At 59.2% G+C, this 22,833-nt stretch carries 16 protein-coding genes and 1 riboswitch; of the genes, 7 read left to right on the top strand and 9 right to left on the bottom strand.

All coding sequences use genetic code 11. The annotated features are described in order from the left end of the window. Positions 1 to 200 precede the first annotated feature (200 nt). Together BMZ66_RS04255 and BMZ66_RS04260 are read left to right on the top strand one after the other, a co-directional pair. A complete protein-coding gene (locus BMZ66_RS04255) occupies positions 201 to 1,304 on the top strand; it encodes an Mrp/NBP35 family ATP-binding protein (protein ID WP_092669280.1) in 1,104 nt (367 codons plus the stop codon). 47 nt (positions 1,305 to 1,351) lie between these two features. After that, positions 1,352 to 1,567 (top strand): NifU family protein, encoded by a 216-nt coding sequence (locus BMZ66_RS04260; RefSeq protein ID WP_369407581.1) that lies wholly within the window; start codon positions 1,352 to 1,354, stop codon positions 1,565 to 1,567. Positions 1,568 to 1,796: 229 nt separating this feature from the next. Here BMZ66_RS04260 and BMZ66_RS04265 read toward each other — a convergent pair whose 3' ends face one another. From BMZ66_RS04265 to BMZ66_RS04280, 4 genes are all read right to left on the bottom strand, one after another. Then, positions 1,797 to 4,439, bottom strand: a complete 2,643-nt coding sequence (locus BMZ66_RS04265) for a M14 family zinc carboxypeptidase (protein WP_092669283.1) — start codon at positions 4,437 to 4,439, stop codon at positions 1,797 to 1,799. A gap of 273 nt (positions 4,440 to 4,712) precedes the next feature. Beyond that, a complete protein-coding gene (locus BMZ66_RS04270) occupies positions 4,713 to 6,068 on the bottom strand; it encodes a RagB/SusD family nutrient uptake outer membrane protein (RefSeq protein ID WP_092669284.1) in 1,356 nt (451 codons plus the stop codon). Between the two features lie 14 nt (positions 6,069 to 6,082). Then, complete coding sequence (locus BMZ66_RS04275; protein WP_092669285.1) at positions 6,083 to 9,115, bottom strand: SusC/RagA family TonB-linked outer membrane protein; 3,033 nt, start codon at positions 9,113 to 9,115, stop codon at positions 6,083 to 6,085. A 494-nt stretch (positions 9,116 to 9,609) separates the two neighbouring features. Next, positions 9,610 to 9,706, bottom strand: a riboswitch (SAM riboswitch). A 305-nt stretch (positions 9,707 to 10,011) separates the two neighbouring features. Next, on the bottom strand, positions 10,012 to 10,614 hold the full coding sequence (locus BMZ66_RS04280; RefSeq protein WP_092669286.1) for an SET domain-containing protein: 603 nt from the start codon (positions 10,612 to 10,614) through the stop codon (positions 10,012 to 10,014). Between the two features lie 119 nt (positions 10,615 to 10,733). On the opposite strand from BMZ66_RS04280, the gene fahA reads away from it, so the two are divergent. Beyond that, positions 10,734 to 12,020 (top strand): fumarylacetoacetase, encoded by a 1,287-nt coding sequence (gene fahA, locus BMZ66_RS04285; RefSeq protein WP_092669287.1) that lies wholly within the window; start codon positions 10,734 to 10,736, stop codon positions 12,018 to 12,020. Positions 12,021 to 12,120: 100 nt separating this feature from the next. On the opposite strand, the gene BMZ66_RS04290 is transcribed toward fahA, so the two are convergent. The 5 genes from BMZ66_RS04290 to BMZ66_RS04310 all read right to left on the bottom strand — a co-directional run bounded on the left by BMZ66_RS04290 (position 12,121) and on the right by BMZ66_RS04310 (position 17,842). Next, positions 12,121 to 12,717: a MiaE family protein gene (locus tag BMZ66_RS04290; protein ID WP_092669288.1), complete on the bottom strand. Its 597-nt coding sequence runs from the start codon at positions 12,715 to 12,717 to the stop codon at positions 12,121 to 12,123. 10 nt (positions 12,718 to 12,727) lie between these two features. Further along, the gene (locus tag BMZ66_RS04295; protein WP_234794999.1) at positions 12,728 to 14,722 is read right to left on the bottom strand and encodes a putative porin; all 1,995 of its coding nucleotides are present in this window, start codon (positions 14,720 to 14,722) and stop codon (positions 12,728 to 12,730) included. Between the two features lie 82 nt (positions 14,723 to 14,804). Further along, positions 14,805 to 15,896: a tetraacyldisaccharide 4'-kinase gene (gene lpxK / locus BMZ66_RS04300; RefSeq protein ID WP_092669290.1), complete on the bottom strand. Its 1,092-nt coding sequence runs from the start codon at positions 15,894 to 15,896 to the stop codon at positions 14,805 to 14,807. Positions 15,897 to 16,064: 168 nt separating this feature from the next. Further along, positions 16,065 to 17,030: a ferritin-like domain-containing protein gene (locus BMZ66_RS04305; protein ID WP_092669303.1), complete on the bottom strand. Its 966-nt coding sequence runs from the start codon at positions 17,028 to 17,030 to the stop codon at positions 16,065 to 16,067. 44 nt (positions 17,031 to 17,074) lie between these two features. After that, the gene (locus BMZ66_RS04310; RefSeq protein ID WP_092669304.1) at positions 17,075 to 17,842 is read right to left on the bottom strand and encodes a ferritin-like domain-containing protein; all 768 of its coding nucleotides are present in this window, start codon (positions 17,840 to 17,842) and stop codon (positions 17,075 to 17,077) included. A gap of 472 nt (positions 17,843 to 18,314) precedes the next feature. On the opposite strand from BMZ66_RS04310, the gene BMZ66_RS04315 reads away from it, so the two are divergent. The 4 genes from BMZ66_RS04315 to BMZ66_RS04330 all read left to right on the top strand — a co-directional run bounded on the left by BMZ66_RS04315 (position 18,315) and on the right by BMZ66_RS04330 (position 22,687). Next, positions 18,315 to 19,007, top strand: a complete 693-nt coding sequence (locus BMZ66_RS04315) for a uracil-DNA glycosylase family protein (protein ID WP_092669305.1) — start codon at positions 18,315 to 18,317, stop codon at positions 19,005 to 19,007. Positions 19,008 to 19,124: 117 nt separating this feature from the next. Beyond that, positions 19,125 to 20,252, top strand: a complete 1,128-nt coding sequence (locus BMZ66_RS04320) for a Nif3-like dinuclear metal center hexameric protein (protein WP_092669306.1) — start codon at positions 19,125 to 19,127, stop codon at positions 20,250 to 20,252. Beyond that, on the top strand, positions 20,242 to 21,003 hold the full coding sequence (locus BMZ66_RS04325; RefSeq protein WP_092669307.1) for a zinc ribbon domain-containing protein: 762 nt from the start codon (positions 20,242 to 20,244) through the stop codon (positions 21,001 to 21,003). The genes BMZ66_RS04320 and BMZ66_RS04325 overlap by 11 nt, the downstream gene beginning before the upstream one ends. Before the next feature lie 199 nt (positions 21,004 to 21,202). After that, positions 21,203 to 22,687: a tetratricopeptide repeat protein gene (locus BMZ66_RS04330; protein WP_092669308.1), complete on the top strand. Its 1,485-nt coding sequence runs from the start codon at positions 21,203 to 21,205 to the stop codon at positions 22,685 to 22,687. The last annotated feature ends 146 nt before the right edge of the window (positions 22,688 to 22,833 follow it).

The following is a 22,833-nucleotide window of genomic DNA, read 5'->3' on the forward strand; positions in this document are numbered from 1 at the left end:
TAAAAAAAGAGTAGAGATAAAACGCAAATGTTATAAGAATTGATGACTACAATGACAGGGTAAAGATGGGGTGCAAAACTGGATTTATTGCAATTATTTAGATGAGTTCATAAAAAAGCAATATCAACGCTAGCCGAACCCGGCCAACGCTTCCGGGGTTATCTTTGCACTGCGCCATTTCCGGGCGCGCTGCTTGCAACATGACCATAACCAAAGAAGCCGTTCTCAAAGCCCTGAGCTACGTGGAAGAGCCCGACCTGGGCCAGGACCTCGTGACGCTCAATATGATTGAGAACATTGAGATTGACGGCCTGACCGTCGCGTTTACAGTAGTTCTCACCACGCCTGCCTGCCCGCTGAAGCAGCTGATTCACGATGCCTGCGAGCGCGCCATTCACACCATGGTGGACAAGAATGCGAACGTGGTAATTACCATGACTTCGCGTGTGACCACCCTGCGCAACAACCGCGGCGACCTGCTGCCCGGCGTAAAAAATATCATCGCCATTGCTTCGGGCAAGGGCGGTGTGGGCAAAAGCACGGTTACGTCCAACTTGGCGGTAGCACTAGCGGCCACCGGTGCCAAGGTGGGCTTGGTAGATGCCGACATCTCGGGCCCGAGTATGCCCGTCATGTTTGGTGTTGAGAACGAAGCTCCGCACGTCTTTCAGGGCCCAAATGGTAAAAACCTCATCCGGCCCATCGAGAAATATGGTGTGAAGCTGATGAGCATTGGCTTTCTGGCCCCGGCCGAATCGGCCATTGTGTGGCGCGGTCCTATGGCCTCGTCGGCGCTGAAGCAATTCATTACCGAAGTCGACTGGGGCGAGCTGGACTACCTGCTGCTCGACTTGCCGCCCGGTACTTCCGACATTCATCTCACGCTGGTTCAAACCGTGCCGGTGACCGGGGCTGTTATCGTGACTACGCCGCAGAAAGTGGCGCTGGCCGATGCCCAGAAAGGCCTGCAAATGTTCCGCCAGCCCCAAATCAACGTACCTGTGCTGGGCATTGTTGAAAACATGGCCTGGTTTACGCCGGCCGAGCTCCCCGACAATAAATACTTTATTTTTGGAGAAAATGGCGGCCAGCGTTTAGCTACCCAGCACGATGTGCCGCTGCTGGGCCAGTTGCCGCTGGTACAGAGCATCCGCGAAAACGGTGACCAAGGTCAGCCTGCTGTGCTGGACCCCGAGTCGGTAGTCGGCCGCCTTTTCTCTGACCTGGCCGAGGCAGTGGCCCGTCAAGTTAGTATTCGAAACAACGTGGCCCCCAAAACGGCCGTCGTGCAAATGAATCCATAATGTCTGTGGAAACGTCAACCTCCGCCCCTGTTTTCGACCATCCGCTCATGCCTCGCGTTGAGGCGGCGCTGGACACCCTGCGCCCCTACCTGGCCACCGATGGCGGCAACGTGCGCGTAGCCAACATCACGCCCGAAGGCGTGCTTCAGCTGGAATGGCAAGGCGCCTGCGGTGCCTGCCCCATGTCGACCATGACCCGGGCCGGCTTGGAAGACACGGTGAAGAAAGCCGTGCCCGAGATTACAGCGGTAGAAGCTAGGTAGTAGCATAGCTTCACGATAAATGTCCCCGCCACAAGCGTCTTCTCCTATAGGAGGACGCTTGTGGCGGGGACATTTTTTTTTAAGGCGGGGATGGAATGGTTCACTCCCTATTGTCTGTCATGCTGAGCCTGCGAAGCACCTTATTACGCCTTAACGACTTGTTCAGCGGTGATAAGGTGCTTCGCAGGCTCAGCATGACAGACTATTAGATTTACTACTAACCTACCAACTACTCTTCTTCAGCTGAAATTGCAGCAGGTCCTTCGGGCAAATTCACCAACGAGCCCAGCAGCAAGGCATTGGTGAACAGGCGGGAAGTACCGTGCCAGTAGTGTCGGAAGTTGGGGTCATCGGCAAAGAGCACTACACGGCCGGCTCCGGCCTTGCTAACTACGACCGCGGCGGAGTTGCTGATTTGCCGCAGGTTTGCCTGCGAGACATAGCCGCTAACTAAGGGCTTGGCGTTGTATTGCACCACGGTGGCGTAGGGGTTGCGGCTGGGCTTCAGAAATGTGGTGCCGTTGCGGAACACGTAGAGGCGCCGGCTTGTGAGCCCGAAGCCGATGGGGTTGGTGATGTCAATATCAGCCAGGTAGATGGAGCCGGCAATGGCGCGGGTTCCCTCCTGCTCTTGTGCCACGAAGTCGGCCCGGCGCGGGGCGGCGGGCTTGCCTTTGGCAGTAGCGGTGGTATCGGCCCAACCGGCATTGGCCGGGGTTAGCAGCTTCTCTTTTACGATGCCCTGCTTAACGGCCCATTCGGAGGCGTTTTTCAGGGTGATGAGCGTGCCGCCCTCCTGCACCCAGCGGCGCAGCTTGTCCACGGCGGCTTTGTCCAGGGAAGCGTAGTTGCCTCCAACCAGCACAATGCTGGTGTAGCGGCCCAAAGACGCCCGCCCAAAGTTGCCAACCTCAATCCGGCTCAGAGGCAACCCAAGCTGCTGGCTGGTCACAAACCAAGCCTCACCGACTTCCGAAGCATTGGTGCCTTGTCCTACTAAGATTGCGGCTTTGGTTTCGGGCACGGTGCGCACGTTGTTAGAGCCCAAATCGATGCCACTTAGGCTGAAGCCCGTGCCCACGCTGGTAAACGCAACCTGATTTTGGCGGCTCACGCGGCTTACAATTTGAAATACTGAGTCGGCTGGGAGTTGCTGAGTGGCCACCGGAATTACCAGCGTGCCATAACCAAAGTCGGTGCGGCTCTCGGCAGTGCCCGCGCTGAAGGGCTTAAAGCTGACTTTCGCCACGAGGCCGGCCCGCTGTAGCGCGGTAAGGGCGCGGGGAGCGTTGAAGTCGGACCAGGGCAAGAGGTAGGCATAGCTGCTTTGGCCACCGCGCACGGTGCCGGCCAGCGTTTTGGGAGCCTGAACCGCCGCGCCCTGCACCAGGCTGGCATTCTTTTGCTTTGATACCGCCAAGCCATAGGCGTGGGCCTGACTCCAGCCCGTGACGTCGTAAAACACGCTGTCGTGAAAGGTAGTCAGCTCTTCAAACAGCGAGTTCACTATGCGGTACTGTGGCTGATTGGTGGGCACCACGTAGGCCTTGCCCTTCTCAAAGCGTTGCTTGTCGAGGGTTACGTTCTGGCCCAGCTCGTGCACCTGAATCTTGTGCTGCAGCAGCAGCTCCAAAAACTTGTTGGTCAGCGTTTCATCCTGAGCGTTGCCGAAGACGTAGGCTTTAGTCGCAAACTTCCGCGCATCGGTCAAAGCCGAGGAGAAGAAATCGCGCTGATGGCGTAGATAAAGCTCTTTTTCCTCTACGGCCCCGCGCACGGTAGCCAGGCCCGTGGCCACGTGGTTGCGAATGGTGAAGGGAAAAGTCACCACGCCGTTGGTGCCTTCCTGGGCCAGACCGCGCGAGCTGCCTACTTCGAAAGTCACGCCCACGCCGCCCTGAAAATCCGGATAAGTCGAGCCGTAAATGGGCGAAAGATTGTCGAACTGCTCCTTGGTCCAGTACAGGGAGCCCAAGTTGTCGAGGGCTTTGGCGAAGTACTTGGCTAGGTGCACGTTTAGCACCTCGTAGGTAGCCCGCGGAATGAGGTCGTTTTCGGTGCTTAATGGTTTGGAGGGCTCGAAGTAATAGGTGCCGTTGGTGCCCATTTCGTGAAAGTCTATCATCACGTTGGGGTACCACTCGTGGAAGAAAGCCATGCGCGCGCGGCTTTCGGGCTGCGTGAGGGGCAGCCAGTCGCGGTTGAGGTCGGTGTAGAAGTGGTTGGTGCGGCCACCGGGCCAGGCCTCGGTGTGCTCCCGGTCGAGCGGGTCCGTTACGTTAGGCCACGACTTGTTTTGGTCGAACCAGTGCGAGGCGCGGTCCCGGCCGTCGGGGTTTTCCAGCGGGTCGATGGTGATGACGGATTGCTCCAGCCACTGCTGGGTTTCAGGGCTGGTAGAGGCGGTGAGGTAATAAGCCAACAAGAGGGCCGCTTCTGATGAAGAGCTTTCATTGCCGTGCACCCCAAAATTCAAACTCACCACCACGGGCAGCTTGCGGTAGTCGGGCGCCGCCAGCTTGGGGTCGACCAGCGCGCGGCGGGCCTGCTGCAGCCCCGCCAGGTTCTGCTGGTTCTGGGGTGTGGTGATGGTGGCCACCACCTGGGGCCGCTGCTCAAACGTGGTGCCGAGCACCCGCAGGCTCACGCGGTCCGACACGCGGTCCAGTTCGCGCAGGTAGGCTACTATTTGGTCGGTGCGGGTGTAGTGCGAGCCGATGGGGTACCCTAGAAATTGCTCCGGAGTGGGCACTTTGCTATCGAAGCTGTTGGCTTGGGCTGTGGGGAAATAGTAGTTGGTTTGGGCCACAGCCGGCGTGCTTAGGCTAAGGCCTAAGGCTAAGAGAGCGACTGAGTGATGCGTTTTGAACATGGGGAGTTGGTTTTTTGATTTTATTGAGGGGAGTCAGCCTAGGGAACCTCACCCCCTGACCCCTGCCGGGCACGGCCCCTCTCCCAAAAAGAGGGGCACCGGTTCTGCGCTTGTTGTAGCGTGGACTCTCCGAGTCCCGCGTAGTTAGGTTCGTGCGGGCGCGGACTCGCTGAGTCCACGCCCGCACTTCGTCAGGTGCCCCCTCTTTTTGGGAGAGGGGCCGTGCCCGGCAGGGGTCAGGGGGTGAGGTTCCCGTGTGTGAGCAAAACCATTTTAATACCCCGGGTTCTGCTCCAAGTCGCGGTCCGCAACCAGGTCATTAAAAGGAATGGGGAACAGCCAGCGGCGCTGGTCCGTGACACCGAGCACTTCGCCGGCGCGCCCACTGCGCACGAGGTCGAACCAGCGGTCGGATTCGAAGGCAAACTCGATTTTTCGCTCGTTCTCAATGGCCAGCAGCAGCTGGTCGGCGGTAGTAGCAGCGGTTGGGGACAGGCCGGCCCGGGCGCGCACCGCGTTCAGGTCGGCGATGGCGTCGGTCAGTTTACCCAGGCGGGCGCGGGCCTCGGCGCGGATTAGGTATTGCTCAGCTAGGCGCAGCACGTAGCTGGGGTCGTCGCGTTGGGCCGAGCGGCTGTAGAGGTTGCCGTATGTTACGTTGGCGCCGGCAATTACCGTGGAGGCCAGCAGGGCCGAGCGGGTGCCGCCCACGGCGGGGTCGTTCAGCTGCGCTATGGCCGCGGGCACGGGCTGGAAGTTGAACTGCCCGCCCAACGCGCTGGGAAACCAGTTGTTCCACATGGTGTTGGCGTCGGAGTTGCTGAAGGAGAGCTCAAACACCGATTCCTGGCTGAGGAAGGGCGCTGTGGAGAAAGCGCGGTAGGGCGTAACCAGCCGGTAGTTGCTGCTGGCAATCACCTGCGTGGCATAGGTTTCGGCGGGGGCCCACTGCTGGCGGTAGAGGTGCAGGCGGGCACGCAGGGCGCGGGCCGTGGCTTTCACGGCGCGGTTGCGGGTGGCGCCATCGGGCAGCAAGGTTTCGGCCTGGGTGAGGTCGGCCAGCACCTGGTCATAGGTTTGGGCGAGGGTGCTGCGGCGGAGGCCCTGCCCGTTTTCCTTGGTGCGGGTGGGTGTGAGCACCAAGGGCACGCCTCCCCAGCCGCGGCCGAGGTCGAAGTAAACCAGGGCCCGCAGGAAATGGACTTCGCCCAGGAGCTGGTTTTTCTCGGCGGCGGGCAGCAGCGGGTCGCTGATACCGGGCAGGGCCGCAATCAGGTTATTGGCGCTGTTCACGGCCTGGTACATCTGCGTCCAGGCTTCGGTGATGAGCACATTGTCGGCGCTAAGCTGGTTTTGGTCAATCTGCAAAAACTGGTTCAGCGTGCCGTTGAATCGTACGTTTTCGCCGGGCAGGAAGCCGAGCACGGGCCAATTGAGGCGGTAGTAGGCCTGCACTTGGTCGTAGGCGCCAATGGCGGCGGCGCGGGCGCTGCCGGCGTCGGTTATTGCTTTATCGGCCGGGAGCTGCTGGGCGGGCGTGGGCTCCAGCAGGTTGTCGCAGGACGTGAGGCTGAGGGAAGCCGCAGCTAGGTGCGAGGCGAAAAGCAGGCGGGTGATGGTCTGTTTCATCTTGATTGCTGGGATTAAAGTCCGACGGTGACGCCCACCTGCACGGTGCGCGGCTGGGGCACGGTGGCCCAGTCGAAGTTTTTAGTGTTGCTCACGCCGCTTTGAGAGTTCACTTCCGGGTCGAGGCCCGAGTAGGGCGTGAAGGTGAAGAGGTTGGCGGCCTGCACGTACACGCGCAGTGAGCTTAGGTGCACGCTGGCTATGGTTTCCTTGGGCAGGCTGTAGCCGAGCGTGAGGGTGCGCACGCGCAGGAAAGAGCCATCTTCCAGGTACCGGTCGCTCAGGTTCTGCACCACGCCGCCGTAGTTATTGCTCGATGCCACCGAGGTCAGGCGCGGGATGTCGGTGACATCACCGGGCTTCTGCCAGCGCTGCAGCTGCTCGCTCAGGTAGCCAATATTGCTTTGCGTGCCGCCGTGCACCAGGAAAAAGCGGTTCATGTTCATGATTTTTGCCCCCTGCTCGAAGTTGAGCGTGAAGCCAAAATCCAGGCCTTTGTAATTAACCGAGTTGGTTACGCCCCCGAAATAGTTGGGCCAGGCATTGCCCACCAGCTTGCGGTCGGCCACGGTGATGCGGCCGTCGCCGTTCACGTCTTCGTACTGGGCGTCGCCGTTTTCGCGGCTCACGCCGGTCTGCTTATACAGCCAGAACGAGTAGAGCGGGGCGCCTTCTTCCAAGCGGAAAATATCGCGCGAACCCGTGGTGATGGGGGCCGCCAGCTTTTCAATCTTGTTCACGTTGCGGGCCACGTTGAAGCTGGTGCTCCACTGCACGGCCGTGGTTTTGGGCAGCCAGTTGGCCGTGAGCTGCACCTCTATGCCTTTGTTACTCACGGCGCCGAAGTTTTCTACCACCGAGGAGAAGCCGGTTTTGCGCGGCACCGGCACGTTCAGCAGCAGGCCCGAGGTGTACTTATCGTAATAATTAAGCTCTAGCACCAAGTGGTTCTGCAGCACGGCCGCGTCGAGGCCCACGTTCCACTGCTGGGTCGATTCCCAACTCAGGTTCGGGTTGGCTAGCTGCAGCGGGGCGGTGCCCGGCAGGTCGAGGTAGTTGGCCCCGCCCTGCACCAGGCCCAAGGATGCGAAGTCACTGATGCCAGCCTGATTGCCCGTGCGGCCGATACTGCCGCGCAGCTTTAGCTCCTGGAAAATATTTAAGTCCTGAACAAAGCTTTCTTCGCCGAGGCGCCAGCCCAGGCCCACGGCCGGGAAGTAGCCCCAGCGGTTATCGGCCCCAAAGCGCGACGAAGCATCGGCCCGCACGCTCACATCGGCGGTGTAGCGTTCCTTGAAGGAGTAAGTGGCTTTGCCGAAAAACGACACCAGCCCGGCCTGCGAGCGCGACGAAGAACCCGTTTGGGTAGCGGCCGACGCTATGGTGGTCAGGTCATTACCAGGAAATTGCTGGCCCGCTAGGCTGGTCCGCTGAAAGGTGTTTTGCTGCAGCGTATTTCCCACCAGGGCTTGCAGCGAGTGGTTTTCGCCGAAGTTGACGTTGTAGTTCAGCGTCTGCTCATTGAGTAGGGTAATGTCGCGCGACAGGAACGAGGAGGCCGTGCCCCGGGGCTGCCCGGCCAGTATCAGGGTGTTGTTGAAGTTGTTCTCATACATGTCGTTGAAGTCGATGCTCCAGCTGCTGCGCAGGGTCAGGTTTTTCAGAAGCGCATACTGCCCGTACACGTTGGAGATGACGCGCGTGCCCACGGCATCGTTGTTTAGGTTATTAATGAGGGCCAAGTGGTTATCAAACGAACCGTATTTGGCGTAGCTGCCATCAGGGTTATAAATCGGCAGGTTGGTGCGCGGAAACAGGGCCGAGTTAATGACGCCCACGGGGTTGTTGTCGTTGCTGCTCACATTGCGGTGGGTGCGGGCCAGCGCCGTGCTGGTGCCGATGCGCAGCTTGTCGGTCACCGAATTATCCAGGTTCACACGCAGGCTAAAGCGGTTGAAGGCACTGGGCCGGGCGATGGATTCCTGGCTGAAATACCCCGCCCCGATGTAAAACTGCGTTTTGGCCGAGCCCCCGGCCGCCGACAGCTCGTAGCTGTGCGTTTGGGCCGTGCGGAAAACGTCGCTGAGACGGTCGTAGGTCTGCTGTTCTTCCGGTAGGCCGCGGCCACCCGCGGCAGCGGACCGGAAAGGCAGCTGAGCAGGGTTGCCGCCATCGTTCAAAAACCGCTCATTTTCCAGGGCGGCCAGCTCCGGGCCGGTCACCAGGTTGTACTGCTTCGCCGCCTTCGACAGCGCGTGATAGGTATTAAAGGTGATGCTGGTTTTGTCGCCGGCTTTACCGCGCTTGGTCGTGATGAGCACCACGCCGTTGGCGCCCCGCGAGCCATAGATGGCCGTGGCGTTGGCATCCTTCAGAATCTCAATGCTCTCAATATCCTGTGGGTTTAAGTCGGCCAGCGGGTTGGCCGATACCTGGTTGCCTAGCCCGGTGGCAATGAGGTTGGTGTTGTTGATGAACACCCCATCGACCACGTAAAGCGGATCGTTGCTGGCATTCACGGAGTTGCTGCCCCGGATGCGGATGAAGATGCCGCCACCCGGCACGCCCGAGTTGGCCGATACCTGCACGCCGGGGGCCTTGCCCTGCAAGAGCTGGTCGGGGCTGGCGGCCGGAATGTCCTTCAGCGCGTCGCCCTTCACCGAGCTGATGGCGCTGGTGAGCGTTTTGCGGTTTTGCTCGCTGTAGCCCGTCACCACCACTTCGGAAAGCTGCTGCAAATCGGGGGCGAGGTCGATGGCAAGCGGCGTGCTGCCGGCCTGCACTTCCTTTTTGGCGTAGCCCACGTAGCTGAAAATGAGTGCGGAGCCCGCCGACACGGGCAGTGTGAACTGGCCGTTGGCGTCGGTAGTGGTGCCAGCGCTGCTACCCTTGGCCATCACGGTCACACCCGGCAAAGGCGTATGACTGGAGGCGTCGGTCACGGTGCCGCTCACTTGCGGTCCGCTTTCCGACTGGGCATAACTGGTGATGGTGGCCCCTCCCCACAACAGGAAAAGGAGCACCCGCCGAAGCGTAGTTGGTTTCATCAGATTTGAAAGTTGGGGGTGGCGGGCCCACGCACCCAGTCGCTCTGGTTAGCGGCGGCGCGGCGGAGCCCAGAAGAATGAGGGAGGCATGGATGGGCCGCTGGCATTCAGCCGCTTCCCCTGCACACGAGGTAGAAGGCGACCATTGCAGCAATCCGCAGCCGGGCAGGCCTGCCGTTTGTGCACAACGGCGCCCGGCCCAAGACCGCAGATTTACCCGGAAGAGAAGTATAACCAGCGTCCGCCTTTTGGCAGACACGAACACGCTGACCCACAGCCGCAAAACGACTAAGGCAAGCGTGAGCGACCCCGCTGCTACTTAGCAGCGGCAGTCACAAGGCCGGTAAGGAAAGTAAAAGCTGACCTAGCTCAACAGCCCCGACCGGCCCGCCGCATACAGGCGGGAGCGCTCGGCGCACAACAACAACCCTGGCTGGCAGTCAGTGGGGTGGTCAATGAATTTGGGAGGGGACGATAAAAGTCCATGGCTTTTGTTTTTATATGGTCAGGACTTGGCACCGTTTCGGGGCGGGTGCCCCGTTGGTTGCCGGCGTTTCGTCGAGCCTGTCTCTCCACGCCTCTGTATAAAAACAACCCTTTGGTCGGAAGGAATTGTGGGACAAATGTAAAAGCGCATTTTCGAGAAATGCTCATTACACGCCCGAATTTTATTCAAAACCTAGAATAATCTAGTCGTTCAGCGGAAGCTGCGACAACGGCAAAAACTGGATTGATATGTCGTTTCAATCGATATTGTTCGCAGTAGTTAGAGCTTGTTTAGACTTTTTCTTAACTTGAAAAATTGCAAATTAATTTTTTATGTCCTTCTCAGGATTCTACACAATTCGCTTTCTAATTCCCCTCTTTTCCGGTCATTGGGCCTGCCGCCGGGCTGCTTATTTCCGTTCCTGCCCGGGGTCGTAGTAACAGTTCAGAATAGAATCCATGGGGGTCGAGCCAGCCGCTACGGCCTGCATGCGGGCCCGGTGCGCGGGGGGCAGCAGGCAGAGCAAGGGCTGGGGCACCTTATTGAAATGCCGAAAAACCTCCTCCAGTTGCGCGTCCCACTCGGCATGGAAATTCGGTAAATCGTCGGGCAGCACCTGAGTGCGGGCACACCCCGGCTCGAGCGCGCAGTCGAAGGGTTCGCTGGGGTTGAGGTAGCCGTAGTCATCGGTCAGCTCTTCGCCGGGCATAATGTCGCGCACGGCCAATTCGCAGTCGTAGGCAGTGCTCAGGCAGCTTGAGCGAAAGCTGTGGTTCACAAAACGGGCGTGGTCGCCACAGAGCACGTAGTCGCCGCGGTGGTCGCGGTAGCAATACTTGTTAAGAAATGCTTTTTGCAGCGGGTGCATCTTTTCCAAACTCTGCGGGGCAATAATCTGGTCCAGCGAATCGAAAACCCAGGTGATGGTGCCCTTGGGAATAAGCTTGGTGGCGACCACCCCAAAGCCGATTTCGGGGCTGATAAAGCGCAGCTCGGTATCGGGATGAATCATGCGAAATCCAGTGATAGTGGAGGCAGCAATGTTAGAAAAAACGGGCACCAAACAAAGCAGAACAGCGCACTAGCGGCCCATTGCCCTACTTTTGCCCGCACACCCCACCCCGACGCCCCATGGCCACCTCCCCCAACTCGCCTTCCCTTCGCTCCTGGATTGACATTCCGCCCGGCAACGACTTCCCCATCCAAAACCTGCCCTTTGGAGTATTCGAAACCGACGAGCGCGGCCCACGCCTGGCCGTGGCCATCGGGGGCTACGTGCTCGACCTGTATGCCGCCAGCCAGTACGGCTTTTTTGAGGACTTAACCGAGTTGGGCGATGCCCAGCCCAAGGTGTTTCGCCGCCGCTCCCTCAACGCTTTTCTGCGGCTAGGCCGTCCCGCATGGCGCGCTGTGCGCCAGCGCGTGAGCGAGCTGCTGCGCCACGACGCCCCCGAGCTGCGCGACAACGAAGAAGCCGTGCGCAGCTGCCTCTTGCGCCAAACCGAAGTGCGCATGCTCCGACCCGTGAAGCCCAGCAACTACACCGATTTTTATAGCAGCATTGAGCACGCCACCAACGTGGGCACCATGTTTCGCGACCCGGCCAATGCCTTGCTGCCCAACTGGCGTCACCTGCCCATTGGCTACCACGGCCGCACCAGCAGCATTGTGGTATCGGGCACCCCCATCAAGCGCCCCAACGGCCAGCGCAAGGCCCCCGACGAGACAGCGCCCACTTTCGGACCCAGCCGCCAACTCGATTTTGAGCTGGAAATGGCTTTTGTGGTGGGCACAGGCACCGCCCTGGGCAGTACAGTACCCATTGCCGATGCCGAAGACCACATTTTCGGCCTCTGCCTCTTCAACGACTGGAGTGCCCGCGACCTGCAAAGCTGGGAATACGTGCCCCTGGGCCCCTTCCTCGGCAAAAATTTTGGTAGCAGCATGGCCCCGTGGGTGGTCACGCTCGATGCTCTGGAGCCTTTCCGCATGGCGGGCCCCGTGCAGGAGCCCACGCCCCTGCCCTACCTGGACCACAGTGGCGAACACAACTTCAACATCAACCTGCAGGTAGCCCTTACCCCCCTCGAGGGCAGCGAAACCACCATCAGTCGTTCCAATTTCGGGCTGATGTACTGGAGCATGGCCCAGCAGCTCACCCACCACGCTTCCAACGGCTGCAACCTCGAAGCCGGCGACCTCTACGCGTCCGGTACCATCAGCGGCACTACGCCCGACTCTTTGGGCTCGATGCTGGAACTGGCCTGGCGCGGCACCCGCCCCGTGCCCTTGGCCGATGGCTCCGAGCGTAAATTCCTGCTCGACGGCGACACGGTGACCATGCGCGGCTACGCCGAAAAAGAAGGCATCCGAATTGGCTTTGGCGAAGTGAGCGGAACGATTCTGCCTGCCGAATAGCGCGCAAAGTGCCGCTAAGTTTAAAAAGGAAGTCTCGCTAAGTCAATTATGAATCGGACTTAGCGAGACTTGTTTTTATTAACTTAGCGACCCTTTGCGCTCAATGGATTCGGTCGTCCCGAACTGGCAAATTAATTATTATTTCGCCCTCGATTTTCAACAACTCCTGCAGCCGCTCATCTACTAATTTGGGGTCGCAATATTCTTTCGCTAAATCAACATAGCTCACAAAATGCGCGGCTTCCGAAACCATTAATTCATAGTAGAATTTACTCAACTCCTGGTCGGCAATATTCTGCCAGAGCAATTTAAAACGCTCGCAGCTGCGGGCCTCAATTAAGGCGGAAACTAGTAGCTGGTCCATGAGCTGGCGCTCGCGGGCACCGCCTTTGCGCACGTGAGCCAGCAGCTGCACCACGTACTCATCTTTACGGGGCCGCCCCAGCTCAAAACCGCGTTTTCGCAGCTCTAGCAGCACTCTTTCGAAGTGGCTCCACTCCTCGGCCACCAAGTCGGTGAGCTCATCAACGAGACGGGTTTTCTCCGGATAATGAATAATCATGCTGATGCCGGTGCTTGCTGCTTTCTGCTCACACCAGGCGTGGTCAACTAAAATATCTTCGATATTTTTCCCTGCAATATCTACCCAGCGCGGGTCGGTATTCAGCTTTAATTTTAGGATGGTTTTCTCTTTCATCTATTATTTTCTAATTAAAGAAATCCCACTTCAGCCCTAATACAAAACGGCGCGGATAACCGGTGTAATAAGGGGTTGTGAAATACCCATCGTACATAATTCCCTGGTTCACGTGGGCCACTTTTAAGTACACCGTCACTGCCTTTATATCGGCTGAGAAAAACACGTCTACTATCGGGTAATTCCGAATGGTGAAGTTGTCTTGCTGGTAAAATTGCTGGGTGCTGGGGTTGTAGTTAAATGCCCGATACCTGGACTGGTAATACATTTCGGCGCCGACCTGGCTAAACAGCGCTTTGCGGAATATATAGCTCTCGTAAAACACGCGCGTATTCGTTACGAGCGCAGGAATGCGAATGCCGTTTACGTCGCCGCCCTCGGTGTAAGTAGCTTCGTTGTCGAAGTTTACCCGCCCAAAGCGGACTTGGTGCCGGGCTTTTACAATAAAAAGGGTACGAGCAACATCCGCCTCCTGCACGGGTTTGGCGTCGGTGCCGTAATACACCAGATTATCGATGTTCACCCAGCTCACACTGCCCTCAAACCGCTGCTGAGTAAGGCGCCCCAGCGAGGGCAGCTTTAGGCGCAGGCGGCCGGTGAGTTGCGTGGTATTAGTATTCTCAAAGTCGCTGTCACTGCCGGGCAGGTGGTTCCATTCGTAATGGTTGCCCACAAACTGCTGCTGGGTGAGCGTGGGCGAATACGAGCTATTCAAGAACTCGCCCGAAAGCGGGCCAGTGCGGACGGATGCGCGCAACCAATATTCCGGAAAAGCAGTGTAGCGCCCAATGAATGAGTACCCTAAAATTTCGCCAGCCGTTTCTACCGCGTAAATAGTACGGTAATTAAAAGCAGCGGTGCCGCCAAAAAACACCTGGTTGAAATTGCGCCGCTCGGCCGCCTCCGTCAGGATGATATTTGGATTACCAATTACGCTTGTGGAATCGGCCCGCTTGGAGGTGAGGCTCGCGCTGCGGTCGCGGGCGTACAGGCGGTACTCCACGGCGTCGGTGCGCCCCAGTACTCCAACTGTGTTTTCGACCTGCCGAAACTCGGCCCGGTCGATACTTGCGTTTACGTTATACGCCGGCGTTTTTGAGTAAAAAACGAGCGCGCCGGGTTGCTGCAGCCCCAAGTCGGAGTAATTGTTGTATTGGCGCTTGGCGTCGAAGGTGTGGTATACGGTGAGCCCACGCCCCAGTAGGCGGTAAGTTTGGGTGAAATACACCTGGTCGCGGTCTTCAGTGTTCACGGCACTGTTTAGGTAAACCCGCTCGCGCTCGTAAGTAAACAAGTCATTGGGGGTTTCCTGGCCGGGGGCCGTCCCCACGGGCGGCACCGGCCATATTCCTCCCTGCTCGACGCCGCGGTGGCGTACATTAGTGAAGTTGAAAAGCAGGTGATACCGCTCGTTATCGGTCTGAAACCGGCTAGAAAATAACAGGTTGGAATGCTCAACCAAGCCACCACGGGGGGAGCCCGAGCCTAGGCCCAGAATTTTATTGGAGGCAATTCGCTCGTAAGCCACGCCCACGCTGAAGTTTTTACGCAGGCTCCGGCTGTAGCTGAACTCAAAAACCTGCTCGCCCGCACCGGACTGCAGCACCCGAAAAAACGAGTACGGCGACCGCGTGTCGTAGTAGGGCACGGTGGTGGGGTCGCGAGCGTACTTATCAAACACATTGCGCCCAAACCGGGCTCCGAGCTGCAAGTTGGGCCGATAAAGCAAGGGGCGCGAAGCCGTGCCCACCGCGCCTAAGTCTTGCTGAAACGTGGTGTCGTGAAACCAGAACCGCGTCTGTGGCCAGCGCGTGAGCGTGGTATCGAGGGGCGTGCCCGAGGTTGAATCGCGCAGTATTTCTGCTTCGTAAATGATGCGCGTGGTTTTCGGACCGTACAGCACCTTGGTAGAATCGTCGAGCACCTGAGCTGCGGCGCGGGGTGCGGCCATCCAGCCAACCAGCACCAGTAGTCCGACCAAAGCCCGGAGCCGCGGCCAAACCATCAAAAATCCTCGTTGCAGAGCCTTCAAACGGGTAGTATATAAACCGTGGCGCACAAAAAGCCCGGCTGAGTCAATGTAAAAATCAATTTTCTGGTACTGGCCAGTTGGGCAGAAGCTGCTGCATAGCCGCGCTACCATTGCCCAGAAACGCCACCCGCACCGGAATGGTATAGAAGGGCAAGCCCGCCCGGGCGTCCCGCAGTTCGGGGGCCAGCAAACGGGTTGCGTCCTTTTCAGTGGTAAAAATAGGCCAGCCCGGCTGCCAATGCGCTCGCAAGGCTACTAAATCGGCGGGCCGGAAGCTGTGGTGGTCGGGAAAAACGGCGTGGTGCTGAATGGCGTAACCCTGGCTTTCGAGGTACTCCTGCAGCGGGCCAGGCTGCGCAATGCCGGTGAGCAGGAGTGCTGGCAGGCGCGTGCCCCTGCCCGAGCTGCCCGCGGCCAATTGGGCGGGCCCCGCAGCGGGCTCGGCCGGCAGTGCCTGCGGCTGCCCGTAGCCGTAAGCGGAAAAAAGGATGGGCGCCGCGGAGCGGCTATAGCGCCGAATGCGCTGCGCTGCTTCGGCCTGGGAGGCGGCCGACAAGTCGGGCGGACATTTGGTGACAATGAGTACATCGGCCCGGTGCGCGCCGTGGCGGCTTTCGCGCAAGCGGCCGGCCGGCAGCACGTGGTCGGAGTAAAAAGGCCGAGCTAGCTCCGTGAGCAGCACGTTGAGCGCGGGGCGCACGGCACGGTGCTGGTAAGCATCATCGAGCACAACGACGGTGGTTTCCGGGTGAGCTTGCAGCAGCAGCTGCACTCCCAGCCGGCGAGCCTCGGCCACGGCCACCGGCACGAGCTGCGTGGCAAACTGCTGAAAGTAGTACCACGGCTCATCGCCCACCGTTGCGGCCGAATCGGTGGGGCCAGCCAGCCGCGGGCCGCGGGTGCTGCGGCCGTAGCCCCTGCTCAATATGGCCGGCCGCTGCCCCTGGCGGAGCAGCTCTTCCACCAACCAGGCTACGTGCGGGGTTTTGCCAGTGCCGCCCACCCGCAGGTTTCCCACGTTGAGCAGCGGCACAGCGAAGGCTTCGGACCGCTTCCACCCAACGTCATAAAGCCAGTTGCGAACAGCCAACACTGCCGCATAGAGCCAGGAAAAGGGCAACAATAAGAAAGCCAAAACGGACTGCATACGGGGCAAAGAGCCAAGGCAAGGGCCCGTAAAAGTACGCCTCAGGCTGGGCCGGCTACGCAAAAGCCATGGCTACCAAACGCTGGCGAGACGCTGCGGCTTCCCATAGGCACTAAAAAAAGGGCAGCCCGGTCGGGGCTGCCCTTCTTCAGGCTAACACAGCTAAGCTTAGTTAAACAGTGCCGCGGGGTTGGCGGCGAAGTTCTTGGCAATGGCCTTCACTGTAGCTGCATCCAGCGGTTCGTCAAAAGCTTCGGCACCTGCCGTGGCCGAGCCACCCGTGGGCGTCAGGCCCTGCACGTTCACACTGGGCGCTCCTTGCGCGGTGTTGTTTTCAGCCGGAAAAGCCGCTGATGGCGTAGCGCCGGTGGCGGGGTTGCCCGCCAGGTATGGGCCTACCGAAGCCGGCGCGTTGGGCACGCCGTTGTTGGGCAGCGGCGTGGCCGTCGTTTCATCGGGCGTAATCCAGCTTTTGGGAGCCGTCACGCTTTGCACGCCGCCGCGCAAAAAAGAGCGGATGCGCGAAGAGTGCCGGGCCTCTACCGAGTGAATGTTGAGGGCCACTTCCAGCAGGTCTTTGGTGGTGCTCGTGTTTAAGTTGGGGGCGCCGCCTTTGTAGGCCCGCACGCCGGTGTCCACAAAGTTTTTGGCTACCAGCAGGAATTCGCCCGTGTTGGTGAAGGTGTTGCCCAGTGAGGGGAAAAGCGCAGCCCGCCGGCCGCCCTGCGAACCCGTGTAGTCAAAGCCGGCGCGGGTGGGGTCGGCAATGGCGGCGGTGCCTAGCGCCCCGCGCAGGGTATTGATGTGCAAGTTTTCGTCGTTGAGAATAATCTCAAACGCCCGGGTTTGCTCAGCGTTGAGGATGTTCGACGCCAGCACCGTTTGGTAGAAATACTTTTCGAGGTACTCCAGCTGCAGGGCCAAGTTTAGGGTTTCAACCACCAGCGGAGGCAAGGTGGCGGTTTGGCCGTAGGCTTTGGTAAATAAGGTGCTCATGGCCAAGGGCAGGGCACTGGCGGTTACTTTCTTGCCGAAGCCCAGAAAGTTGCGGAACGCCGCGCGGCGCGAATCGAACCGGTCGTATACTTCGGGGTCGACTTTGGCGATGTCGTCGACTAATTGAAAAAAATCCATGATATAGCGGGGAGTAGAAGTTAGGAGAAAAACCGGCGGCAGCCCTATACGAAGCTGTTTGCGCTGAGCTTAGAGCCGGCGGCCAGGAAATTATTGGCGGTTTCGAGCACGACTTGCGGGCGCTTCGAACGCTCGGTGCCGCGCGCGTTTGGACCGCTGATTTCCACCACGTCGTCGGCCACAAACGTGTTAGGCGTGAGCAACTCCCGAATGAGGGCGGCGTGCCGGGCTTCTACCGACACGATTTTGCCGGCCAGCACGAGGTTGTCGTTGCTGCTGATGAAGCGTCCTGCTCCGTTGTAGGCGGCTACGCCCAAGTCTTCAAATGCCTTGGCGGCGTCGAGCACGCCCATGCGGGTAGCTCCCGTAGCAGCGGCACGCAAGTTAAAATCGATGCTGCTAAAATCTACCTCCAATTGCTTGATAGCTGCACTACCCAAAGCCGCCTTAAAAAACTCACGGTGAATGACTTCGTGGTCGCGCAGGTCGGTGAGAATGGCTTTTTCAGCCGCCGAAGCGGTGGCGAAGTATGAGCCCGCGCCGCCGGCCACCACCTGCGTGTAAAAGGCGGCTTCCAACTGCTCCAGCGCGTAGGCGTAGTTCAGGATGCCGGTGTCGCCCGAGCCCACGTCGAGGCGGTTGGCGTTGGGGTCAATTTCGGGGTCGTCGTTGTCGCACCCCGCCAGCATGAGGCCCCCAAGGGCGAGGCCAGTGCCCGTGTAGCGCAAAAACGAGCGCCGTGCCACCGGTTTGGTGAGCAAGCGTGCGGGTGCGTCCGCTTCGGCCAGCGGAGCAGTTAGTTGGTTTTTCATAAAAAGTGGAAAGGGATTAAAAGGGTAGATAACCTCCTCCCCTTACGCTGGCTTTCAACTCATCGCTTTGGCTCTGGCCCGATTTGAGTATTAACCCGCACGCAATTAAGTAATAACCCTTACGTCCTAATTTTGAGACACATAGCACAAGCTCAACTGTAAAAACTTTAGCAAGTTGAGCCTGTTCTGGCTTGTTCAGTAAGCGGCATTTGGTCACTGGAGACAAGTCGTCGCCCGGCGGCGTCGGGCACCTCAGAACGCTGGTTGAACTAGGAATATCTGAGCCCTATGGAAAGCTGTGTTCCGTTTTTAACTTGACGGAGTCTATTCATCTCACACCATCGGCACGGCCGCAGCCTTTAGTCCGCCGCTCCGCCACCTGCGTATGGGGCCAGGTGCGGTGGCTATTGTTGTGCTGCCGTTGGTTGCGGCTTCGCGACAGCCTCATCCACCCAGTCGCTATTATAAATTGATGCCCGACCTCGCCCAACAGCTATTTCGCTTTCTCACCACCTTCCCCCTGCCCGCAAACCTACCCGAAGGAGTGGAGGCGCTAAGCCCATTCCGCGAACCAGCAGTGCAGGAGCTATTCGAGCAGTTTGGCAAAAAATTCTACGCCGATAACGCCCCTCGCGTAACCTTGCTGGGCATCAACCCCGGCCGGCTGGGTATGGGCCGCACCGGCGTGGCCTTCACCGACCCCGCTGCGCTCACTGAGTTCTGTGGCATCCCGCACGACTTGCCCCGACAGCGGCCCGAGCTGTCGACTCAGTTCGTTTACCGCGTAGTGACCGCGCTGGGCGGCCCGGAAATGTTTTACCAGCATTTCTACCTGAGTTCGATATACCCCCTGGTTTTGCTGAAGCAAGGGCTGAACTACAACTATTACGACTCCACAGCCCTCACCAAAGCCCTTTGGCCCGACATGCAGCTTTCCCTAAAGCTACAGGTAGCAGAGCTCGGCTTGCGCACTGACGTAGCCGTGAGCCTAGGAAAACGCAACGGCACTTACCTAAAGCGGTTGAACGACGAGTTGGGCCTTTTCGACCGCATCATCGTGCTCGACCATCCGCGCTACCTCATGCAATATCGCCGTGCTCATTTGGAAGCCAATGTGGCCCGGTACGTCGCCGAGCTTGGCAGTCTTTTGCCCTTTATCAATTAACCTTTAGCTCTTTACATCGACTGGCAGACCCGTCGCATCCTGTCTTCCTGATGCCTTAGCCCTAATTCCGCAATCCATCGGTTGTCCTCCTGTTAAATGATAAATGTTAATTGTTAAATGAAAAGCCCCACCGTTCAAGATTTGGCCCGCTTGCTGGAAGCCGCCGCCCCCCTCGCTTACCAGGAAAGCTATGACAACGCCGGCCTGCAATGCGGTGACCCCCAAGCCGAAATAAAAGGCGTGCTCATTGCGCTCGACTGCACGCCCGCGGTAGTTGCCGAAGCGCTGGCCCGTGGCTGCAATGTGGTAGTGTGCCACCACCCGGTCATTTTTCGACCCCTCAAGCGGCTCACCGGCGCCAATGAAGTCGAGCAAACCATCATCGCGGCACTCAAAAACGACGTGGCCATCTACGCCGCCCATACCAACCTCGACAACGTGCGCGGCGGCGTAAACGACAAATTAGCCGAGAAGCTGGGCCTCCTCAATACGCACGTGCTGGCTCCGCAAAGCGGCACCCTGGCCCGGCTAATCACCTACGTGCCCCACCGCCCCGAAGACCAGCAGGCCGACGTAGCCGGCCGCGTGCTGGCCGCCCTCTATGCGGCCGGGGCCGGCCAGGTTGGGCAATATTCGGAGTGCAGCTTTCGGGCCGAAGGCACCGGGACCTTCACGCCCGGCGCCGGCACCACCCCAGCCATTGGCACCCAAAACCTGCCCGAAACCGTGCCCGAGCTGCGCATAGAAGTGCTGCTGCCCCTGCACCGGCAAGCGGCCGTGCTGCGGGCGCTGCGCACGGCGCATCCCTATGAAGAAGTCGCTTACGAATTGATTAAGCTAGAAAACACCTACCAAGATGTTGGGGCGGGTATGGTGGGCGAACTCCCCGCTCCCATGCCGCCCGCCGCGTTCCGAGCCATGCTAAAACAGCAGCTACTGGTACCCGTGGTAAAGCACACGCCCTTTGAGGAGGACATAAAAACCGTAGCCATCTGCGGCGGTGCGGGCGCCTTTCTTATTGGGGCCGCGCGGGCGGCCGGGGCCGATGCCTACGTGACCGGCGACGTGAAGTACCACGAGTTTTTTGGGGCGGAAGGCCGACTCATGCTCTGCGATGTGGGCCATTTTGAGAGCGAGCAGTTCACCTACGAGGTGTTCAGGGATTTGCTAACGGCCGGATTTGGACGTACTTTTGCGGTCTTAATCGCTGAAACCCCTACGAACCCCGTTCAATATGACTGCTAATAGTGCCGCCGTGGCTCACGCCGACGTTCCCGTAGCCGCCAAGCTCGAAGCCCTGCTCACCTTGCAGCACCTCGACTCGCAGCTCGATGAAATCCGGCGCGTTCGTGGCGATTTGCCCGAAGAAGTGCAGGACCTGGAAGATGAAATTGCTGGCTATGAAGTTCGTGTCAAGAAGTTTGACGAAGAAATTCAGGGCCTGAACGACTTCATCAAGAGCCGCAAGCAAGCCAGCAAGGACGCCGAGTCGCTCATCAAGAAGTACGACGAGCAGCAGCAGAACGTCCGCAACAACCGCGAGTTCGAAGCCATTGCCAAGGAAATTGAATTGCAGCGTCTGGAAATCCAGATTGCCGACAAGAAAATCAAAGAGGCCCAGTATCAGATTGACGTGAAAAACGCCGAAATCAGCGGTACTAAGTCGAAGCTGGACGAGCGTCGCAAAGACCTCGACAACAAGAAGAGCGAGCTCGAAACCATCGTTTCTGAAAACGAGGAAGAAGAGCGCGGCATCATGACCCAGCGCGAAGAAGCCACCAAGCCAGTGGAAGAACGCCTGCTGACGGCCTACACTCGCATCCGCGGCAACGTGCGCAACGGCCTGGCCGTGGTGCTGGTGCGGCGCGACGCCTGCGGCGGCTGCTTCAACACGGTGCCCCCACAGCGCCAGGCCGACATCATCTCCCACAAGAAAATCATCGTGTGCGAGCACTGCGGCCGGATTTTGGCCGACGTGGAAGCCCGCGCCGTCTAAGCAAGGCTTTTGGCTAGTCCAAACCCCAGGCTTACCGATTGAAATCGTGAAAAAGGAACGACCCGGTGTCGTTCCTTTTTTTGTTGAATAGCTAATTGCAATTGTGGCTGAAACTGCAGCACGCACGCCTTCTCTTAAGCGGACGCCGGCCCTTGGGCGCTGGCAGCGGGCCATGCTATGTGCAGGTGGTTTATTGGCTATGTCGGCCTTTGCTCCTCCCGCGCCTCTCCAGGGGGTCATTCAGCCGGAGCAAGTGGCTATTGCCGAGGCCAGCGGCACCCAGCTAACGGCTGCCAGCCGCCGGGCCTACGCCGAAGTAATGAAGCTGCGCCTAGGTGCAGCGCGCGAATTGCTTCGTGCGGAACTAGCCGCCACTCCCGCGGCCCCCTCGCCCGTGCTGGTGGCCAACTGCGCCGATTTCGCAGAGCTCATGATTACGCAGGATGCCAGCCGCTACACGGCCCTAACCAATGCCCAGGATGCCCGCCTATCGGCCCTGAGCCGGGCCCCGGCCAGTGCCATGCGCGACTACGCCCGGGCCGAAATCACCCTGCAACTGGGCCTAAGCCAGCTGATTTTCCGCCACTTGGTAGCGGGTGGGTTTCACTTGCGTAGCGGGTTTCATCAGATGCAGGCGGTAGTTAAGCGGTATCCGTCGTTTGCGCCAGCTCGCAAGACCTTGGGCATATGTCAGTTTGCGGTGGGCTCCTTGCCGGAAGGCTACCACTGGCTCCTAACCCTGCTGGGCCTGAGCGCTGATGTGGGCGTGGGGTTGAAAAACCTCACGCTGGCAGCTTCTCAGCCCAACGACTTTCAAACCGAAAGCCTGATTTACCTCACCTTAATTCGGGAGAGCTACTACAAAAAGCCGGAAGAGGCCCTGCGCTTGGTTGAGCGCCTGCACACGCAACAGCCCGACAACCTGCTGTTTGCTTACTTACTAATCAGCGTACAAAAGCGGCAGCGCCACGGCGAGGCGGCCCTGGCGGCCTACCGCAGCCGCCCCACCGGCGCCGACTACCTGCCAGTGGCCCACCTGCACCACATGGCAGCCGATTTGCTGCTTTATAAAGGTGACTACACCAATTCGGAGCGAGAAAACCTGACCTTTTTGCGCGAGAACAAGGGCCAGCATTACCGCAAAGACGCCGCCTTTAAACTGTATCTGGCGGCTTGGCTGAGCGGGCAGCCTGCCGCCACGCTGGCCCGGTACCGCGAGCAAATCAACCAGCCCGGCCCCACCGATGTAGAGGAAGACAACTACGCCCAACACTACTACCACCAGGCCCAGGCCCTGCACCCCCTCCTGACCCGCGCCCGCCTGCAAATTGACGGGGGCTACAACCGGGCGGCCCTGGCCACGCTCCGCAGCTTCCAGCCAACCCCGGCCACCCTCCTGCGCGACCGGATTGAAGAGCCCTACCGCCGGGCCCGCGCCTACCAAGGCTTGGGCGTGCTTGACTCTGCCAAGCTCGCCTATGAACGCACGCTGGCCGTGTCGGGCGATGCCGCGCCGTATTATTTTGCTCCGCAAGCCGCCTTGCAGCTGGGTTACATGGCCCAGGAAGCGAGAAACCCTGCGCTGGCCCGCATCTATTTTCAGAAAGCGTTGCGCTACCCCTGGCACGAGTATAAGAACAGCACCGATGCCAAAGCCAATCTCGCCCTGCGGGAGCTGAAATAAGAGTTTCGCACTGCTGACTGTTTACCAGTGTATCTGTCTTTTCACTTATTGCCAGTGTCTGTTTCCTCTTCTGCTTCTGCCTGCCTCCGATTTCCGCTAGCTGAATTACCGGGTGATTTTCGCGCCCGGGCCTTAAGCTGGGCAGC

It is taken from the genome of Hymenobacter arizonensis (assembly GCF_900115775.1).
GTDB classification, from domain to species: domain Bacteria; phylum Bacteroidota; class Bacteroidia; order Cytophagales; family Hymenobacteraceae; genus Hymenobacter; species Hymenobacter arizonensis.

Coding starts and splice junctions, on each gene's coding strand:
- BMZ66_RS04255 (WP_092669280.1), top strand. CDS start 201: ATGACCATAACCAAAGAAGCCGTTCTCAAAGCCCTGAGCTACGTGGAA.
- BMZ66_RS04260 (WP_369407581.1), top strand. CDS start 1,352: ATGCCTCGCGTTGAGGCGGCGCTGGACACCCTGCGCCCCTACCTGGCC.
- BMZ66_RS04265 (WP_092669283.1), bottom strand. CDS start 4,439: ATGTTCAAAACGCATCACTCAGTCGCTCTCTTAGCCTTAGGCCTTAGC.
- BMZ66_RS04270 (WP_092669284.1), bottom strand. CDS start 6,068: ATGAAACAGACCATCACCCGCCTGCTTTTCGCCTCGCACCTAGCTGCG.
- BMZ66_RS04275 (WP_092669285.1), bottom strand. CDS start 9,115: ATGAAACCAACTACGCTTCGGCGGGTGCTCCTTTTCCTGTTGTGGGGA.
- BMZ66_RS04280 (WP_092669286.1), bottom strand. CDS start 10,614: ATGATTCATCCCGATACCGAGCTGCGCTTTATCAGCCCCGAAATCGGC.
- fahA (WP_092669287.1), top strand. CDS start 10,734: ATGGCCACCTCCCCCAACTCGCCTTCCCTTCGCTCCTGGATTGACATT.
- BMZ66_RS04290 (WP_092669288.1), bottom strand. CDS start 12,717: ATGAAAGAGAAAACCATCCTAAAATTAAAGCTGAATACCGACCCGCGC.
- BMZ66_RS04295 (WP_234794999.1), bottom strand. CDS start 14,722: ATGGTTTGGCCGCGGCTCCGGGCTTTGGTCGGACTACTGGTGCTGGTT.
- lpxK (WP_092669290.1), bottom strand. CDS start 15,896: ATGCAGTCCGTTTTGGCTTTCTTATTGTTGCCCTTTTCCTGGCTCTAT.
- BMZ66_RS04305 (WP_092669303.1), bottom strand. CDS start 17,030: ATGGATTTTTTTCAATTAGTCGACGACATCGCCAAAGTCGACCCCGAA.
- BMZ66_RS04310 (WP_092669304.1), bottom strand. CDS start 17,842: ATGAAAAACCAACTAACTGCTCCGCTGGCCGAAGCGGACGCACCCGCA.
- BMZ66_RS04315 (WP_092669305.1), top strand. CDS start 18,315: ATGCCCGACCTCGCCCAACAGCTATTTCGCTTTCTCACCACCTTCCCC.
- BMZ66_RS04320 (WP_092669306.1), top strand. CDS start 19,125: ATGAAAAGCCCCACCGTTCAAGATTTGGCCCGCTTGCTGGAAGCCGCC.
- BMZ66_RS04325 (WP_092669307.1), top strand. CDS start 20,242: ATGACTGCTAATAGTGCCGCCGTGGCTCACGCCGACGTTCCCGTAGCC.
- BMZ66_RS04330 (WP_092669308.1), top strand. CDS start 21,203: ATGTCGGCCTTTGCTCCTCCCGCGCCTCTCCAGGGGGTCATTCAGCCG.